The organism is Gammaproteobacteria bacterium (assembly GCA_011682695.1).
Classification (GTDB): Bacteria; Actinomycetota; Acidimicrobiia; order Spongiisociales; family UBA4744; genus BMS3Bbin01.
Genome location: JAACED010000027.1, coordinates 1 through 17111 on the forward strand (window position 1 = coordinate 1; position 17111 = coordinate 17111).

At 62.4% G+C, this 17111-nt stretch carries 18 protein-coding genes; 15 read left to right on the forward strand and 3 right to left on the reverse strand.

Features of this window, described 5'->3' with window-relative positions:
• Positions 1–618 (forward strand): hypothetical protein (locus GWP04_06905; protein NIA25283.1); only part of this gene is annotated, 618 nt, incomplete at its 5' end.
• Positions 619–721: 103 nt separating this feature from the next.
• Here GWP04_06905 and GWP04_06910 read toward each other — a convergent pair.
• Entirely contained in the window at positions 722–1351 is a 630-nt protein-coding gene (locus tag GWP04_06910) for a redox-sensing transcriptional repressor Rex (protein ID NIA25284.1), read from the reverse strand.
• A gap of 135 nt (positions 1352–1486) precedes the next feature.
• On the opposite strand from GWP04_06910, the gene GWP04_06915 reads away from it, so the two are divergent.
• Both GWP04_06915 and GWP04_06920 read left to right on the forward strand, forming a co-directional pair.
• The gene (locus GWP04_06915; protein NIA25285.1) at positions 1487–1894 is read left to right on the forward strand and encodes a rhodanese-like domain-containing protein; all 408 of its coding nucleotides are present in this window, start codon (positions 1487–1489) and stop codon (positions 1892–1894) included.
• A 37-nt stretch (positions 1895–1931) separates the two neighbouring features.
• The gene (locus GWP04_06920; protein ID NIA25286.1) at positions 1932–3173 is read left to right on the forward strand and encodes a geranylgeranyl reductase family protein; all 1242 of its coding nucleotides are present in this window, start codon (positions 1932–1934) and stop codon (positions 3171–3173) included.
• A gap of 12 nt (positions 3174–3185) precedes the next feature.
• Here the strand turns inward: GWP04_06920 and GWP04_06925 are convergent, their stop codons facing one another.
• Both GWP04_06925 and GWP04_06930 read right to left on the reverse strand, forming a co-directional pair.
• Positions 3186–4046, reverse strand: a complete 861-nt coding sequence (locus GWP04_06925) for a phosphotransferase (GenBank protein NIA25287.1) — start codon at positions 4044–4046, stop codon at positions 3186–3188.
• Positions 4043–4633, reverse strand: a complete 591-nt coding sequence (locus GWP04_06930) for an isochorismatase family protein (GenBank protein ID NIA25288.1) — start codon at positions 4631–4633, stop codon at positions 4043–4045. Before GWP04_06930 ends, GWP04_06925 begins: the two co-directional genes overlap by 4 nt.
• A 66-nt stretch (positions 4634–4699) precedes the next feature.
• Between GWP04_06930 and GWP04_06935 the strand changes: the two genes are divergently transcribed.
• The 12 genes from GWP04_06935 to nuoL all read left to right on the forward strand — a co-directional run bounded on the left by GWP04_06935 (position 4700) and on the right by nuoL (position 17111).
• Positions 4700–5407 carry an amino acid racemase gene (locus tag GWP04_06935; GenBank protein NIA25289.1) on the forward strand — a complete coding sequence of 236 codons (708 nt, stop codon included), beginning with the start codon at positions 4700–4702 and terminating at the stop codon, positions 5405–5407.
• A 118-nt stretch (positions 5408–5525) separates the two neighbouring features.
• Entirely contained in the window at positions 5526–5894 is a 369-nt protein-coding gene (ndhC, locus tag GWP04_06940) for an NAD(P)H-quinone oxidoreductase subunit 3 (GenBank protein NIA25290.1), read from the forward strand.
• The gene (locus GWP04_06945) at positions 5894–6364 is read left to right on the forward strand and encodes an NADH-quinone oxidoreductase subunit B (protein NIA25291.1); all 471 of its coding nucleotides are present in this window, start codon (positions 5894–5896) and stop codon (positions 6362–6364) included. Before ndhC ends, GWP04_06945 begins: the two co-directional genes overlap by 1 nt.
• Positions 6365–6471: 107 nt before the next feature.
• Positions 6472–6867, forward strand: a complete 396-nt coding sequence (locus GWP04_06950) for an NADH-quinone oxidoreductase subunit C (GenBank protein ID NIA25292.1) — start codon at positions 6472–6474, stop codon at positions 6865–6867.
• A gap of 89 nt (positions 6868–6956) precedes the next feature.
• Entirely contained in the window at positions 6957–8210 is a 1254-nt protein-coding gene (locus GWP04_06955) for an NADH-quinone oxidoreductase subunit D (GenBank protein ID NIA25293.1), read from the forward strand.
• A gap of 124 nt (positions 8211–8334) precedes the next feature.
• A complete protein-coding gene (locus GWP04_06960) occupies positions 8335–8949 on the forward strand; it encodes an NAD(P)H-dependent oxidoreductase subunit E (GenBank protein NIA25294.1) in 615 nt (204 codons plus the stop codon).
• Positions 8946–10244 carry an NADH-quinone oxidoreductase subunit NuoF gene (nuoF, locus tag GWP04_06965; protein ID NIA25295.1) on the forward strand — a complete coding sequence of 433 codons (1299 nt, stop codon included), beginning with the start codon at positions 8946–8948 and terminating at the stop codon, positions 10242–10244. The genes GWP04_06960 and nuoF overlap by 4 nt, the downstream gene beginning before the upstream one ends.
• The gene (gene nuoG / locus GWP04_06970) at positions 10237–12669 is read left to right on the forward strand and encodes an NADH-quinone oxidoreductase subunit NuoG (protein NIA25296.1); all 2433 of its coding nucleotides are present in this window, start codon (positions 10237–10239) and stop codon (positions 12667–12669) included. Before nuoF ends, nuoG begins: the two co-directional genes overlap by 8 nt.
• Positions 12669–13763, forward strand: a complete 1095-nt coding sequence (nuoH, locus tag GWP04_06975) for an NADH-quinone oxidoreductase subunit NuoH (protein NIA25297.1) — start codon at positions 12669–12671, stop codon at positions 13761–13763. The genes nuoG and nuoH overlap by 1 nt, the downstream gene beginning before the upstream one ends.
• Entirely contained in the window at positions 13754–14908 is a 1155-nt protein-coding gene (gene nuoI, locus GWP04_06980) for an NADH-quinone oxidoreductase subunit NuoI (protein NIA25298.1), read from the forward strand. The genes nuoH and nuoI overlap by 10 nt, the downstream gene beginning before the upstream one ends.
• Positions 14905–15210: an NADH-quinone oxidoreductase subunit NuoK gene (gene nuoK / locus GWP04_06985; protein ID NIA25299.1), complete on the forward strand. Its 306-nt coding sequence runs from the start codon at positions 14905–14907 to the stop codon at positions 15208–15210. The genes nuoI and nuoK overlap by 4 nt, the downstream gene beginning before the upstream one ends.
• A 2-nt stretch (positions 15211–15212) precedes the next feature.
• Positions 15213–17111 (forward strand): NADH-quinone oxidoreductase subunit L, encoded by a 1899-nt coding sequence (gene nuoL, locus GWP04_06990; protein ID NIA25300.1) that lies wholly within the window; start codon positions 15213–15215, stop codon positions 17109–17111.

Here is a 17111-nt window from a genome sequence, read left to right on the forward strand (position 1 = left end):
TTGCGTCGTTCTGCCGAGGCGAAGGCGAAGGCGCTTGGTGTTCCGTTGGAGCAGGTGTTGGCCGAGATGTTGGGTGGTTTGGCCCCTGCGGCTGCTCCTGCCCCTGCTGCGTCTGCTTCTGCGGCTCCTGCCCCTGCTGCCGTTGCACCGGAGGCGGAGGTGTCTGTACCGGCGCCGGAAGCGACTCCGGTTGCCGCTCCTGTCGCAGTCGAAGACATCCAGTCAGACGAAGTCGACCCTTGGCCTGCTCTCTTCAAGATCGAGTTCCTCACGGCCATCATCTCGGCGGCGTTTCTCGTGTTGCTGGCTCTTGCCGCGCCGGCACCCCTGTTCGAACCCGCGAGCGGCGTGGTCGACCCATCCAAGGCCCCGTGGTATCTGTTGTGGATGGAGCAGCTGCTGGCATGGCTGCATCCACAAGTGGCGGGCTTCTACATCCCGTTGCTCATCCTCGTCGGGTTGCTCGCCGTACCGTTCATCGATCGTACGACGAACCGTGAAGACCGAAGAGTCGGGCTCTTGGTGTTCGGGATCTTCGTGCTCGCTCTGGTCGTCTTGACGATCCTCGGGTTCATCGCGAGAACTTCCGGATTCGGTTACCCGTGGATTGCCGGCTGATGAGCGGAATCGACATCATCGTGATCTCCCTGCTGGTCGTCGCAGGATTGGCCCTTGCAGGCGTAGTGGCGATTGTGAGCGAGCGCTCGAAACGCTGACCGGCTCAGGCCGAATGTCGACGTGCGGCCGCGTAGTAGCCGAGCACGTGGAGTTCGGTGGCGAGGTCCACGTGCCGTACGAACACATGGCGAGGGATCGTCAGCAGCGTCGGCGCAAACGACAGGATCCCGGTGACTCCGGCATCGATCAAGAGATCGGCGGCGTCCTGCGCTGCATCCGGCGGGACGGTGATGATGCCGAAAGCCCTGTCCGACTCGGCGAGGTCTTCTGCCATCTGATCGGGATGTTTGACCGTCAACGCTTCGACACGGGTGCCGATTTTGGCCGGAGCGGAGTCGTAGATTCCGATCACTCGAAGTCCTTCCCCTTCAAACCCCTCGTAGTGCGCAAGCGCCGTACCGAGGTGCCCAGCGCCGACGATCACAACATCCCAGGACCGGGAGAGGCCGAGCTGGTTGCGAATCTCGGTTGCGAGGCGTTCGATGTCGTATCCAACGCCTCGTATACCGTGAGAGCCGAGGCATGAGAGGTCCCGCCGGACGGTGGCCGCGGTCTCGTCGGCCAATCGAGCCAGCTCCGAGGATGAGATGGTCTCCATCCTCGACCGCAGCTGTTCGAGCCAGAACAGATAGCGGGGAAGACGATGGATGGTTGGCTGTGGAAGGTTCGACACCAAGGCAACGATATTCCCGCGTGGCGATCGGTCGAAATCGGCGGACCACAACAGTTGGCACCGATGCAGCAGGAGGGGGCCATCAGGGCAGAGTTATTACCCCTGGGGGGTATCATCCCGCTTTTGGAGGACACCATGCGCAAGCTACTCATCATGACAGTCATCTTCGGGCTCTTGGCCGGAGCATGCGGCGGCACAGCGACCCTCACCCAGGAGATCAAGACGATCACCCCGGCGGAGGCGCACCAGGAGATTCAGGCTGATCTCGGTGACGCCGATTTCGTCTTGCTCGACGTTCGGACACCGGAGGAATACAGGGCGGGCAAACTCGCAGGGGCCCGCAACATCGACTTCTCGGCACCGGACTTCCGCGACAAGCTGTCCCAGTTGGACAAGAACGATCACTACGTTATCTACTGTCGATCCGGGAACAGGAGCGGCCAGGCGTTGACAATCATGCGCGAACTCGGCTTCACTCAAGTGGAGGACATCGGTGGGGGGATTGCGGCCTGGGGACAGGCGGGTCTCCCGATCGTTCCCTGACTTCTGAGCGCTCAGCCCCGGTAGGCTGGTCGGTCGAATGATGCAACATCCCGATGTCGTCGTCGTGGGCGGAGGTCCTGCAGGCTCTGCTGCCGCCTACTGGCTGGCCCGAGCCGGCAGATCGGTGACGCTCCTCGAGAAGAAGGCATACCCGCGGGAGAAGACCTGCGGGGACGGACTCACACCGCGATCGGTGTTCCAGCTCCAGGAGATGGGCTTCGATTTCTCGGTACCCCAGTTCCACCGAGTGTCAGGGCTGCGGTCGTACGCGGGCAATGACCTAAGGCTCGAAATGGAGTGGCCGGACCATCCGATCTTCCCCAAGTGGGGAGGCGTGATTCGTCGGTTCGACCTCGACGCGCAAGTTGCCGAACTCGTGAGAGCACAGGGCGCAACCGTGCTCGAACGGAGGGAAGCGACTCCGATCTTCGATCAAGGGCGGCTCAGCGGTGTCTCCTTCCCCTCGGACTCGGGGGTCGAAGTGCTCCATCCGAAAGCCGTCGTGGTCGCAGACGGGTCGCTGTCTCGCTTTGGACGAGCGCTGGGTACGTCGCGCCGCAGGGACTATCCGATGGGGATGGCTCTTCGAGGCTATTACTCGAGTCCGCGTTCCGACGACGGGTTCATGGAGAGCCAGCTCGACATCCGGGATGAGACCGGTGCGCAGATGCCCGGCTACGGGTGGGTGTTCCCCCTCGGTGACGGGACCGTGAACGTCGGAGTTGGCCTACTGTCGACGTTCTCCCGTTGGAAACACGTCAACACGTCCAAGATGATGGACACGTACGTTCGGGTTGCGCCTCGGTATTGGGAGCTCACAGAGGACGGCGCGCTGTCCAAGCCGATGGGTGGGAAACTGACGATGGGACTCTCGGTAGGGCCCCTGGCCGGCGCCAATTGGCTGGTGGCAGGCGACGCGGCGGGAATGATCAATGCGTGGAATGGTGAAGGGATCGCGTACGCCTATGAGACGGGCCGTGTCGCTGCTCGCCATATTCTGGAGGCTCTGGACGCCGATGACCTCTCGTTGCTTCAGCGTTACCCAAGTGAACTCCAGGACACGTACGGTCTCTACTATCGGATGGCGAGGCTGTTCGTCAGGGCGATCGGCAAGCCACGTGTCATGTGGGCACTGACCCACACCGGCCTGCGGTCGAAGCCGCTGATGGAGTGGGTGTTGAAAGTGATGGCCAACCTGCTCGACCCCGAGGAGAGGGGCATCGGCGAGGTCGCCTACTCGGCACTGGAGCGCATGGTACGTCTCGCGCCGAGAGCGTGAACTCGGACTCTCTCATGCGCCTTGTGTTGCCAGGGATTTGCCGACGAAGCCTTCGAGCCGTTCGCGGACGAGTGGTTCCGACAGATGCTGCAGTCCGAAGTCGGTCCACGGTGTGTAGACACCGAAGTCTTTGATCGCCGAGAGGGCCGGGGCCAAGTCCCAGATCGGGTCGTAGGCATCGTCGATGCACTCGAGGAATCGTTCCGCGGTCTCGTACCCGTACATGAGCGCAAGGTTCAGCCGACAATGGGCGACATCCGCGCTCGGAGGCCCGACACACGTGTTCACCCAGTCGACGATGCCACTGATGGCGCCGTCGGTCCAGAGCACATTCGTCGGGTGGTAGTCGCGGTGCAGCAAACTTGCCCGCGCGCGCGGCATGCCTTCGACAAAGAGTGCGAACGCGCGCGTCCAGAGATCGCGGTGTTCCGTCCACTCCGGCGGCTGGAGGTCGCGCTCGATCCAAGGGTCGTACTTCCAGGCGAAGGCGGGTGTCAGGCTCGCGTGGAGGATGTTCAACGGTTCGGCGAGCGCTGCGAGCCACGTGTCGGGATTGTCGGGCCGCAAATCGACGGTTCCCGGCAGCAGGGTCATCAGCACGGCAGGGACGCCAGTCTGCGAGCCATCGGCATCGAGCGCAATGACCTGGGGTGTGGGCAGGTCAATCTGCTCCATTTCTGCCAGCGCAGCTGCTTCATGGGTGGCCAGATCCGGCTCATTCGCGAGCCAACGCTCGTTCGTGAACAGGCGGAGGACGACGGGAGAAGCATCTTCGAACGTGACGGCATACACCGATGACGACGTGGCGCCGGGCATCAGCCGAAGTCCGCTGACGGTGTGCCCGGTGACGCTTTGAATCCAGCCGCTGATCACTGGACGGTTCCGCCTGCCATCTCGATCGCGTCGAGCGCCTGTTCCCCATCTCCCTCTTGCAGGTCTACTGCTCGGACCGCTCTGCGGGGAACGGTCACGCCGTACCCGAGTCGCAACCCGTCCAACGCGGTGGACTTGACGCAGTAGTCGGTTGCGAGCCCGACGACGACGAGTCGTACGACGTTCCGGTCCCTCAGTAGGGAATCGAGTTCGGTCGGAATCTCTGTCCCTGTGTCCGGGTCCCGCATCGTGAATCCCGAGTAGCCGTCCTCACCGTTGCTGCCTTTGCGAATCTCCGGTCCTTCGACGACGAGGTCGGGGTGGAACTCGGCGCCCCAGGTGCCGGCAACACAGTGAACCGGCCAGATACCCCCGTCCTTGGCGAAGTGAGGCGTCGATGCAGGATGCCAGTCCCGCGTGTAGACGACGGTCGCCCCTGCACGTCTTGCCTCGGCGATCTCGGTGTTGATCACCGGGATGATGCTCGCTGCATCCGGGACGGAGAGACTGCCATTTGCGTCTGCGAAGTCGTTCTGTACATCGACGACGATTAGCGCCGTCTGTGGGTCGTAGTCGATGGTGTCCATGCCACTAGCGTACGCGGACGTACCGGGTACGAGGCACCGGGTAGTGCGAGCGACGAAGGAGCGAGCATCAAGACCATCGGCATCATCGGGGGGATGAGTTGGCAATCCACTCAGGACTACTACCGGCTCATCAATGAGGAGGTGGCGCGCAGGCTCGGCGGACTCCATTCCGCCGACCTCGTGCTCGTGTCCGTCGATTTCGCTCGGATCGAGCAGATGCAACAGTGGGGGGACTGGGAGGCGGCCGGAACCGCACTTGCGGAAGCTGCGCGTCGGACCGAGGCGGCGGGTGCTGAGGTGTTGATCCTGGCTACCAACACGATGCACAAGGTCGCTGCTGCGGTTGCCGGAGCCGTCTCCATCCCACTGTTTCACATCGCAGACGCGACCGGCAGGGCGGTCGTCGCAACCGGACTTCGAACGGTTGGCCTGCTCGGCACCGGGTACACGATGGAGCAGGACTTCTACCGGGGGTGGCTCGAGGACAACTACGGGATCGTCGTCGCTATCCCAGGGCCGGAGGATCGAGGGCTGATCAACGACGTGATCTTCGGCGAACTTTGTCTCGGAGTGACGAACGACGATTCGAGAGCCCAGTATCTGAGGGTCGTCGACGGACTCATCTCGGACGGTGCCCAGGGGCTGATACTCGGCTGCACCGAGATCGGCATGCTGATCGGTACAGGAGACTGCCCGGTTCCGGTGTTCGACACGACGACCCTGCACGCAAAGGCGGCGGTGGCGTTCGCGTTGGGTGACGATCGAGAAATATGACGGCTTCTCCGCGGAGACGGCGCTACGTTTTGTCCAGGTCCTTCGCCACTTCTAATCTTGCGGAGACCGAAGGAGGGGTTTGTCCGTGAATCTTGCCGACTACCTGCCAGTCGCCATCATGTTTGTGCTGGTAGTGGCCTTCGGATTCGGCAGTATCGGACTCTCTTGGCTCATCGCTCCGAAGAAGCCGTCACCGGAGAAACTGGCGCCGTATGAGTGCGGCATCGTTCCTGAGAATGAGCCTCCTCAGCGATTCCCCGTCAAGTTCTACCTCGTCGCGATGCTGTTCGTGATCTTCGACATCGAAATAATCTTCCTGTTCGCGTGGGCGGTCCAGTTTCATGAACTGGGCTGGTATGGCATCGCTGCGGTGGGCATCTTCACGCTGTTCGTCATCGAAACGCTCGGGTATGTGTGGAAGCGCGGAGCGCTCGACTGGAACGTCAAGCGCCGTTCCCGCTATGTCCGCGAACAAGAGGCCGCATAATGGCCGCAACCGGTGGTGCGCCCGGCATCCTGACCTCGACGGTCGAGAAACTGGCTCATTGGGCGCAAACTCGGTCGATGTGGCCGGTCACGTTCGGGCTCGCATGCTGTGCGATCGAGATGATGGCCACGGGTGCTCCACACTACGACCTTGCTCGTTTTGGCATGGAGGTATTTCGTGCATCGCCCCGCCAGGCCGACCTGATGATCGTCGCCGGTCGCGTATCGCAGAAGATGGCACCCGTGTTGCGACAGGTGTACGACCAGATGCCTGAACCGAAGTGGGTCATCTCCATGGGTGCGTGCGCGTCGTCGGGAGGCATGTTCAACAACTACGCCCTCGTGCAGGGCGTCGACGAGATCGTGCCGGTCGACATCTACGTTCCCGGATGCCCACCGGGACCGCAGTCGCTGATGCACGGCATCCTCACCCTCCAGGCAAAGATCGTCTCCGGAGAGATTGCTCACTGATGGCCGACGAGACCACGCAAATGGCCGCAGCGGACCCTGTCATCGGGGGGATCGTCGAACTGTTCGATGACGTCGAATGGATGCTGTCGAGCGGTCAAGACGTACTCATGGTGCCCAAGAACCGATGGCGCGAGGTCGCGCAAGCGGCACGAGATGCCGGGTTCGAGATGCTGGTCGATGAGACTGTTGTGGATTACCTCGGCAAGCGGCCTGTTCGCTTCGAACTCGTCGCCTGCCTGCTTTCACTTCAGCACAACCTTCGTGTCCGGCTGCGGACACAGGTGCCGGAGGACGACACGATCGTCGATTCGCTGGTACCGGTGTACCCGGGCGCCAACTTCTATGAGCGGGAGGCCTACGACATGTTCGGGCTGACGTTCGAGGACCATCCCGACCTCACGCGGATTCTGCTCCCTGACGAGTGGGAGGGCTATCCGCTTCGGAAGGACTATGGGGTCGGGTCCGTGCCCGTCCAGTTCAAGTCGTCGCCGGAGGCATCATGAGCGACGAGCACAAGCTGCACGAGATCTGGATCTCCGGGACGGAAGAACCCGAGTGGGTGAAGAGTTCGACCGACGAAGGCACCCAGAAGATGTTCGTCGAGGAGACCGAAAGCCGCCTTGTCGAACAGGAGGGCATTCGAGTCGATGACGACTTCATCGTGGAGGAAGAGGTTCCCGATGACGAGCTGATGATCATCAACATGGGTCCGCAGCACCCTTCCACCCACGGAGTGTTGCGCCTTCAGATCGAACTGGAAGGCGAGATCATCCGTCGGAGCAAACCGATCATCGGGTATCTCCACACCGGTATGGAGAAAACCGGCGAACAGCTCAGCTTCCTCCAAGGCCCGACGAACGTGACCAGGATGGACTACCTGTCGCCGCTACACAACGAGCTTGCGTTCTCGCTTGCAGTCGAGCAACTTCTGGGGGTCGAGATTCCGCCGCGCGCTCAGGCAATTCGGATCCTCATGACCGAACTGAACCGGATTGCCAGCCATCAGGTGTTCCTGGCGACCGCCGGTATGGATATCGGCGCCTTGTCCATGATGTTGTACGGCTTCCGCGACCGCGAAGCCATCCTCGCTTTCTTCGAGAAGACGACAGGGCTGCGGATGAACCACAACTACATCCGCCCGGGCGGGGTCGCTGCGGACCTTCCGGACGACTGGGAAGCCGACATCGAAGACATCATCGAGACGGTGCTCGTCGGCGTTGCAGACTATGAGGACCTGCTCAAGCACAACCCGATCTGGGAGGAACGCACGATCGGCGTCGGGATCATTACGCCCGAGGAGGCCCTGGCGTACGGGACGACCGGCCCGAATCTGCGGGCCACCGGGGTCGGATGGGATCTGCGCAAATCCCAGCCCTACAGCGGAGTCGAGCAGTACGACTTCGAGGTACCGGTCGGGGAGAACGGCGATGTGTACGACCGGTACCGCATGCGGGTGCAGGAGATCACTCAGTCGTTGGACATCGTGCGCCAGGTCGCAGAGTCGATGCCGAAGGGTGACTACCGCACGGAGGACCGCAAGGTGACTCCACCGCCTCGTGCGCGCATCGACCAATCGATGGAAGCGCTGATCCATCACTTCAAGATCTTCACAGCGGGGTTCAAGGTGCCCGAAGGTGAAGCGTACGTGGCGATCGAGTCCCCGAGGGGCGAACTGGGCGCATACCTGGTGTCCGACGGAGGCACACATCCGTTGCGGATGCACATGCGGACGCCATCGTTCTGCAACCTCCAGGTACTGCCCATCGCCATGTCCGATTCGCTCATCGCAGACACGGTTGCGACCATCTCGTCGCTCGACCCGGTGATCGGAGACGTGGACCGATGAACATGCAGTTTTCCTGTCAATGCGAGCGTCGGTATTCGACGCCGGTATTGACTGGAATCCTGACGCCGGATTCTCGTCACTATCAGCGTCGGTATTCGACGCCAGCATTGACAGGAATCGGATCATGAGCTGGAGCGCCGAGACCCTCGCCCGGGCCCAGTCCCTCATCGACCGGTACCCGCAGAGGCGATCCGCCCTCATGCCCCTGTTGTACATCGCCATGCGCGAAGACGGTTACCTGACCGAAGACGGCATGCGCCAGGTCGCAGAGTTGACAGGGTTGACTCCGGTGCAGGTGGAGTCGGTTGCGAGCTTCTACGGGATGTTCAAGCTCGTTCCGCAGGGCGAGTATCTCGTGTCGGTCTGCACGTCGATCGCCTGCATGCTCAACGGCGCCGACGACGTCATGGCTTCGGCCGAAGAGGAAGCCGGAGTACCGGCAGGTGAAACCGCCGCAGACGGAGTCGTCACCGTTGAACACGTCGAGTGCATCGGAGCCTGTGGTGGAGCGCCGGCCGTCCAGGTCAACTACGAACTGGTCGAAGGGGTCAGGTCCGAAGCCGTCGCGGCAATGATTCGGTGGCTTCGTGAGACCAAGCCGACAACAGTCACGGCGGCCGAACTCCAGGAGCGCTTCGGTGGCGCACGTTCGTTCGATCCGGCAATTGCCGAGCCGCAGGGTGCCGTCGGTCCCTTCCCCGCGTTCGATCCATACGGGACGGCGGGAGGCACTTCATGAGCGCCTATCCGCTGGTGCTGATGAGACGGATGATCGAACATCCATCCGACAGTCACACCATGGAGACCTACGAGGCGACCGGCGGCTACGCCGGAGCACGCAAGGCGATTGGCATGACCAGGGACGAACTCGTCGAACTGGTGAAATCCTCGGGGCTGATCGGACGCGGTGGCGCAGGATTCTCCGCAGGTCTGAAATGGAGTTTCCTCGCTCCGGCTCGTCCTGCCTACGTGGTCGTCAACGGTGATGAGTCAGAGCCAGGGACCTTCAAGGACCGCCAACTTCTCGAACGGGACCCCCATCAGATGATCGAGGGCATCATCATCACGGCGGTCGCCAACGAGGTCCACGAGGCGTTCATCTACATCCGAGGCGAATACCCGCTGCCGGCGCGCCGGGTCCAACGTGCGCTCGCCGAGGCGTATGCCAAGGGCTACCTCGGCAAGGGGATCTTCGGTACCGACTACGAACTGGAGGTGACCGTCCATCTCGGAGGCGGTGCCTACATCTGCGGTGAAGAGACCGCTCTCATCAACAGCCTCGAAGGTCAGCGCGGCGAACCCCGCATCAAGCCGCCCTACTTCCCGGCCGCCAAGGGCCTCTACATGATGCCGACGATCGTCAACAACGTGGAGACGGTCTCCAACTTGCCCTACATCCTCGAGCACGGCGCGGACGCCTATCGGGCCCTCGGCCATGACGTCGACACGGGCACATTCCTGTTCTCGGTGTCCGGCCATGTGAACCGACCCGGCAACTACGAACTTCCGCACGGCATCACATGGCGAGAGCTCATCTTCGACGTCGCCGGAGGAATTCGAGCCGGGAACGAGCTCAAGACCTGGATCCCCGGCGGTGCCAGCGCACCCTGGTTCGTACCGTCGGAGCATCTCGATGATGAGATCACCAAAGATGTGTGCGACAAGGCCGGATCGATGCTGGGATCGGGAGCGGTCATCGTCATGGACGACACGACGTGTGTGGTCCGTGCCGCCGAGCGAATCCTTCGCTTCTTTGCCCACGAGTCGTGCGGTCAGTGCACTCCTTGCCGGGAGGGAACGACATGGGAGAGACAGGTCCTGAGCCGCATTGAAGAGGGATCCGGCCGGGAGGTTGATGCGGATCTCCTTCTGGATATCGCCGACAACATCAGCCCGGGCCTCGCATGGCCTCCGAAGATGACCACCATCTGCCCGTTGGGACCGTCCTCGGTCTCGCCGATCACGTCGATCATGCGTTACTTCAAGGACGAAGTGATGGCGCACATCCAAGGCGGGGGGTGCCCTGTTGACTGATCTTGTGAAGGTCATCGTCGACGGTCGGGAGCTGGAAGTCCCGAAAGGCCAACCGGTCATCGACGCAGCGCGTGAGAGCGGCATCTACATTCCCCACTTCTGCCACCATCCGCGGCTCGATCCTGTGGGCGTGTGCAGGATGTGCCTGGTCGAGTTGGAGACCCCACGGGGAAAGGTACTGACGCCATCGTGCATGCTGCCTGCCTCGGACGGACAGGTGATCCACACGACCACGCCTGTGGTCAAGAAGGCACAAGAGGGTGTGATCGAGTTCCTTCTCATCAACCATCCCCTCGACTGCCCGGTGTGCGACAAGGGCGGCGAGTGCCCGCTGCAGGATCAGACACTCGGGTACGGACCAGGAGAGAGCCGTTTCGTCGAGGAGAAACGCCACTTCGAAAAGCCCATACCGGTCTCGGATCTCGTGCTGTTGGATCGTGAACGTTGCATCCTGTGTTCGCGGTGTGTGCGGTTTGCAGACGAGGTTGCCGGCGATCCGCTCCTGGAGTTCACGGCCAGAGGGAACAACACCCACATCGCCACGTTCCCGAACGAGCCGTTCTCCTCCTACTTCTCCGGCAACACGGTTCAGATCTGCCCTGTCGGCGCGCTCACCGCGGTGCCCTACCGATTCAGGGCACGGCCATGGGACCTGCAGAAGGCCGAGTCGACGTGCCATCACTGCACCGGCGGCGATCGCATCGAGATCGACGTGAGCCGGAACAGGGTTCTGCGGTTCAACGGTGTCGACAACGATGCCACGAACCAGGGTTGGTTGAGCGACAAGTGCAGGTTCGGCTTCGAGTTCATCGGCTCGGATGAGCGGCTCGAAGTGCCGCTCATCCGAAACGAAGACGGCAGCTACCGTGAGGCCTCGTGGACAGAGGCCCTCGATGTGACCGCAGCACGTCTCAAAGACATCATCGACGCAGAGGGAGGGGCCGCGGTTGCAGGCCTTGGCGGGGCACGCGGCACGAACGAGGACGCCTACGCGTTCTCCAAGTTCATGCGGACCGTCGTCGGGTCGAACCATGTGGATGCCCAGATGGACGACGGACTCGATCCGCGACTCCTCGCTGCGCCGGTTCGCAGGGCACAGATCTCCGATCTCGATGCGGCAAACGCCATCCTCGTGTGGGCACCGGACCTCAAAGAAGAAGCCGGCACGTTGTATCTACGGGTGCGGCAGGCAGCGCAGAAACACGGCGCGCAACTCGTCGTCGTACATCCGCGGAGAACAGGTCTCGACGATCGGACGAAGCACAAGATCACGTACCGCCCCGGCCAAGGACCTGAAGTGCTGCGTGCCCTCGCTGCAGGCGAAGGAGAGTACGCCGCGGCGCGCGCCGTGCTCGGCGAAGGTCCTGTGGTCGCGATCATCGGTCGGACGGGCCTCACCGAGGATCCGCGACTCGCCGAGTCGGTCGCAGCGTTCGCGCTGACACTGCCCGACGCCAAGATCATGCCACTCGTCCGGCGATCGAATGTCTACGGGGCGCTTGACATGGGACTCGCACCCGGGCTGCTGCCGGGGAGGGTATCGCTCGACGATACGGACCAGGTGGCGTCTTTCGAATCGGATTTCGGAGCGGTCCCCGATCACGAGGGACGCGATGCTCGAGGGATCCTCGAGGGGCTGGCGTCCGGCGATCTAAAAGCGCTGGTGATGGTGGGAGCCGACCCTGTGCGCGACGTCCCCGACGGCGCTCTCGCAGCCGAAGCTCTCGACAAGGCCGAATTCGTCGTCGCTCTGGACCTGTTCCTCACGGACTCGTCGGCACGTGCCGACGTCGTACTGCCTGCGGAAGCGTTCGCTGAGAAGGAAGGCACGGCGACCAACCTCGAGGGAAGGGTGCAGAAGGTCACCCGCGTCATTGTCGGCCCAGGCCAGACGCAGCCGGACTGGTCGATCCTCGAAGACATTGCACGCCGGCTCGACGCACCGATGGGTTTCGACAGTCCGAAGACGATCGCTGCGGAGATCGCCGAGGTGGCGCCCGCGTACGCCGGCGTCACGTGGAGTGCACTTGCCTTCGGTGACGGTGTCGTCATCCCCGGCGCCGATGCAGATCAGCCCTTGCAGTACGCGCCGGTGGACCATGCTCTCGAGTCGGTGGCCGCTCCTCTGGTCCTGCACCTCGCCAGAACACTGTACGACGACGGTGCCGAGATGCGCCGGTCACCGTCACTGCACCACCTCGCGTCGGGAGCGTCTGCTCACCTGCATCCGCTCGACGCGGCATCGCTTGGGATCGTTTCAGGAGACAGGGTCTCGGTGCAGACCCCTTCGGCCACGGCGGTGATGCCCGCGGTGCTCGACGCCTCGCTCGTCGAAGGAGTCGTCTACGTTCCGTTCAATCAACCGGGGATGCCGTCCCTCGGCGGGCAACTCGCCGTCACGGTCCGCAAGGAGGTGAGTGCCTGATGGACTGGTGGGATGTGGCCATTGCCGCAGTCAAGGTCCTGGTGATCTTCGGTCTCTTGATGGTGGTCGTCCTGCTGCTCGTCTGGATCGAGCGCAAGGTCGTTGCCGACATGCAGAACCGGATCGGACCGAACCGTGCCGGCCCGTGGGGGATGCTGCAGACGCTCGCCGACGGGTTGAAGTTATTCTTCAAGGAACCGATCACTCCGCGCAAAGCCGAGTTTGGCCTCTACATCCTCGCTCCGGTGCTCGCGTTGGTGCCCGCCTTCCTCAACTTCTTGGTGATCCCGATCGGACGGCCGTTCACGATGACACTCGGCGGCGTAGAGCGGACGATCAGCCTCCAGGGAACCGATCTGAACATCGGCCTTCTGTACATCCTCGCGTTCTCGTCGGTCGCCGTCTACGCGATCGTGCTCGCAGGGTGGTCTTCCGGGTCGAAATATCCGTTGCTCGGTAGTGTGCGGGCCACCGCACAGGCGATCTCGTACGAGGCCGCGATGGGACTCGCACTCGTTCCGGTCGTGTTCTATTCGGGCAGTCTCTCCATCCAGAAGATCGTTGCAGCACAGTCCGGCTCGTTCGCCGACCTGTTCGGCTGGCCGATTCTGATGGTCATTCCGAGGTGGAACATCATCCCGATGTTCATCTCATTCGCGATCTTCTTCATCGCCGGTGTCGCCGAGACCAACAGGGCGCCGTTCGACATGGTGGAGGCTGAGCAGGAACTCGTCGGTGGATTCCATACCGAGTATTCGAGCATTCGATTCGCGTTCTTCTTCCTCGCCGAGTACATCAACATGTTCAACATGTCGGCGATCACGACGACCCTCTTCCTGGGCGGGTGGAACGGCCCGACCTTCGACGGGAGCATTCCTGTGTGGATCTCGGCACTGCTTCCCATCGCCTACTTCTTTATCAAGACACTCGTCGTCCTGTTCCTGTTCATGTGGATTCGCGCCACGTTGCCCCGGATCCGCTACGACCGACTGATGGCTCTCGGATGGAAGGGATTGATACCCGCCGCGCTCGCCTGGCTCGTGTTCGTCACCATCGTCGTCGGAATCCGACAGTTTGGATTGCCATGGGCATGATCTCTGAGTTCGTCAAGGGCCTCAAGGTCACCCTCGGGATCGGAGCGAGGACCGTGTTCAAGGACGGTCTCGTAACCGAGCAGTACCCGAAGGAGTTCCGGACCAAGCCGCAGCGATTCCACGGCAGACACCAGTTGAACCGCTATCCCGACGGGATCGAGAAGTGCATCGGGTGTGAACTGTGCGCAGGCGCATGTCCCGCGCATTGCATCTACGTGCGAGGTTCCGAGAATTCCCCGGACGCTCCGGTCGGTCCGGGGGAGCGTTACGGGTTCGTCTACGACATCAACATGTTGCGTTGCATCTTCTGCGGGCTCTGCGTCGAGGCGTGTCCGACCGAAGCCATCACGATGACCCACTTGTTCGAGATGTCGGTGACGGAGCGTCAGGACGCGATCTACACCAAGAAGGAACTCCTCGTCAACGAGGACGGTTCACCGAATCACATGTTCGACGATGATCCCCTCGCCAACTACGACGAGCTCGCCGAAGGTGACGGGTGGATGCGGGCGACGGCTCCGGCGGGAAGGGTGGCGTACGAGGGCGTCGTCGCCTGGACGCCCAGAGCCGGCAAGGCTCGCGAACCCGAGAAGGGGCAATCGGGCGGGGGAGCAGACATGACCGAGCTGATTCTGTTCTTCCTGTTCGGCGCCCTCGCCTTGGTCGGTGCGCTGTCGGTGGTGTTCGCGAAGAATCCAGTCAAGTCTGCGATGGGCTTGATCCTCACGCTGCTGTCGCTCGCCGTCCTCTACGTCGTGCACCTTGCCCACTTCGTCGCCGCCGTTCAGGTGATGGTCTATGCCGGTGCGGTCATGACGCTGTTCCTGTTCGTCATCATGCTCATCGGCATCGACCGTTCCGAAGACCTCACCGAGCAGCTTCCCACGCAGCGACTGCTCGTGTTCCTGCTCGGTCTGGCGTTGCTCGGCGTCGTTATTGCGGTGGTCGCCGGAAACAACTGGTCGTGGGTCACCGGGATTCCCAAGCCCGGGGAGGCTCCCATCGGGACCGCAGAAGCGATCGGTGCCGGCCTGTTCGGTGGATGGGTGCTGCCGTTCGAGGCGACTTCGCTGTTGCTGATCGTTGCGGCAGTGGGAGCGATCGCCCTGGCCTACTTCCCATCCCGGAAGAAGGAGCGGCCATGATCGTCACTGCGGGCTGGTACATGACGCTCGCTGCAGCCCTGTTCGTGATCGGCGCGCTCGGGCTCCTGGTTCGCCGAAACGCGATCGTGATGTTCATGTGCATCGAGTTGATGCTCAACGCCGTCAACCTGACGTTCATTGCGGCCGGCCGTCAGTTGCGGGATCTCAACGGACAACTTGCCGTGTTCTTCGTTCTCGTCGTTGCCGCCGCAGAAGTCGTGGTCGGATTGGCGATCATCGTCGCCGTATTCCGAAATCGGAAGACCGCGTCCGTCGACGATCTCCATGAGCTGAGGGGATGAGGATGGCCGAGTTCTTCATTCGCAACATCTGGCTGATCATCCTGCTGCCGGCGCTCGGGACCGTGTTCCTGCACTTCTTCGGCCGCAGGATCGGTGAACCGCTCGCCGGCTGGATCGCTTCGAGCATGATCGGAGGGTCGTTCCTGATCGGCCTGATCGCCGCGATACCCCTCTTCCAGGGTGGGGCAGAGGCTCACGTGGTGCACCTGTTCGACTGGATTCCCGCTCTCGGTGCCACCGCCGAGCTGCTGTGGGACCCACTCGCGGCACTCATGGTGCTCGTCGTGGCCGGTGTCGGCGCCGTCATCCATGTGTACGCCATCGCGTACATGCACGGGGACGAGCGTTTCTCCCGCTTCTTCGTCTATCTGAACCTGTTCGCAACGTCGATGCTCGTCCTCGTGCTGGCGAACAACTTCGCGATCCTCTTCGTCGGATGGGAACTGGTCGGCTTGTGCTCATATCTGCTGATCTCGTTCTGGTATGTGCGTCCGAGTGCCGCCGCCGCCGGCAAGAAGGCGTTCATCGTCAACCGGATCGGCGACTTCGGCTTTCTCATCGGTCTGATGGTCATCTTTGCGACGTTCGGGACGCTCTCGTACACGACCGTGCTCGACGATCCGGGAAAGCTGCTGGGCGCCGGTGTTGCCACGGCCGTTGGGCTGCTGCTCCTCGTGGGCGCCGTCGGCAAGTCCGCGCAGCTCCCCCTGTACGTCTGGCTGCCGGACGCAATGGAGGGCCCCACGCCGGTCTCGGCCTTGATCCATGCAGCGACGATGGTTACCGCAGGCGTGTTCATGATCGCCAGGACTTCTGCGATCTACGCGTTGTCCGATACGGCTTCGATCGTGGTTGCGACCATCGGCGCCCTGACGGCGTTCTTCGCCGCGACGATCGCGATGGCACAAACCGACATCAAACGGGTGCTCGCCTATTCGACGATCAGTCAGCTGGGCTACATGTTCCTTGGTGTCGGATCCGCCGCATACGTCGCCGGCGTGTTCCACCTCATGACACATGCGTTCTTCAAAGCGTTGCTGTTCCTCGGTGCCGGTGCCGTGATCCACGGAATGTCCGACGAGCAGAACATCTTCAAGATGGGAGGCCTGTGGTCAAAGATGAAGACCACAGGGATCACGATGGCGATCGCAACGGTGGCGATCTCCGGTATCCCGCCGTTCGCCGGCTTCTGGTCGAAGGACGAGATCCTGGGGACGGCGTTCAACCGCGGTGGCTGGTGGGTCGTCCTGTGGGCGATCGGCCTGGTCACGGCGGGAATCACCGCCTTCTACATGACCCGGTGGTTCGTGTTGACCTTCCTTGGTGAACCGAGGTGGGAGGAAGGCGTGCATCCGCACGAAGCTCCCAAGGTCATGACGATCCCGCTGATGGTCCTTGCCGTCCTGGCCACCGTGGGAGGATTCATCAACACGCCGTTCAGGGCCGGCCTGGAACATTTCCTGGAACCGTCGTTCGAAGGGATCAGCATGGCCCATGAACCTGAAGGGCTGGTGCTGTGGCTCCTGGCAGCGCTCTCGGTGGTCGTCGCGTTGGGCGGAATGGCTATCGCGTGGCGTCTCTACACCCGTCCAGACGGGGCGGAAGAGTCGTGGACGACGAACATCCCGTCCTTGTGGCGCCGCATGGGCAACGCCTACTACATGGATGACGTGTACGGCACGCTCGTTGTCGCCCCGGGCAAGCTCGCCTCTGCCTGGTCGGCATTCGTCCTGGACCAGAAGTTCATTGACGGTGCAGTGAACGGCATCGGCAACGTCGTTCGTCGGATCGGAGCCGCGCTGCGACCTCTGCAGAGTGGATATGTACGTAACTACGCGCTGACGATCGCCGCGGGCGTGGTCGGCTTCGTGATTTGGTTCCTGAGCACAGGGGGGGTGTAG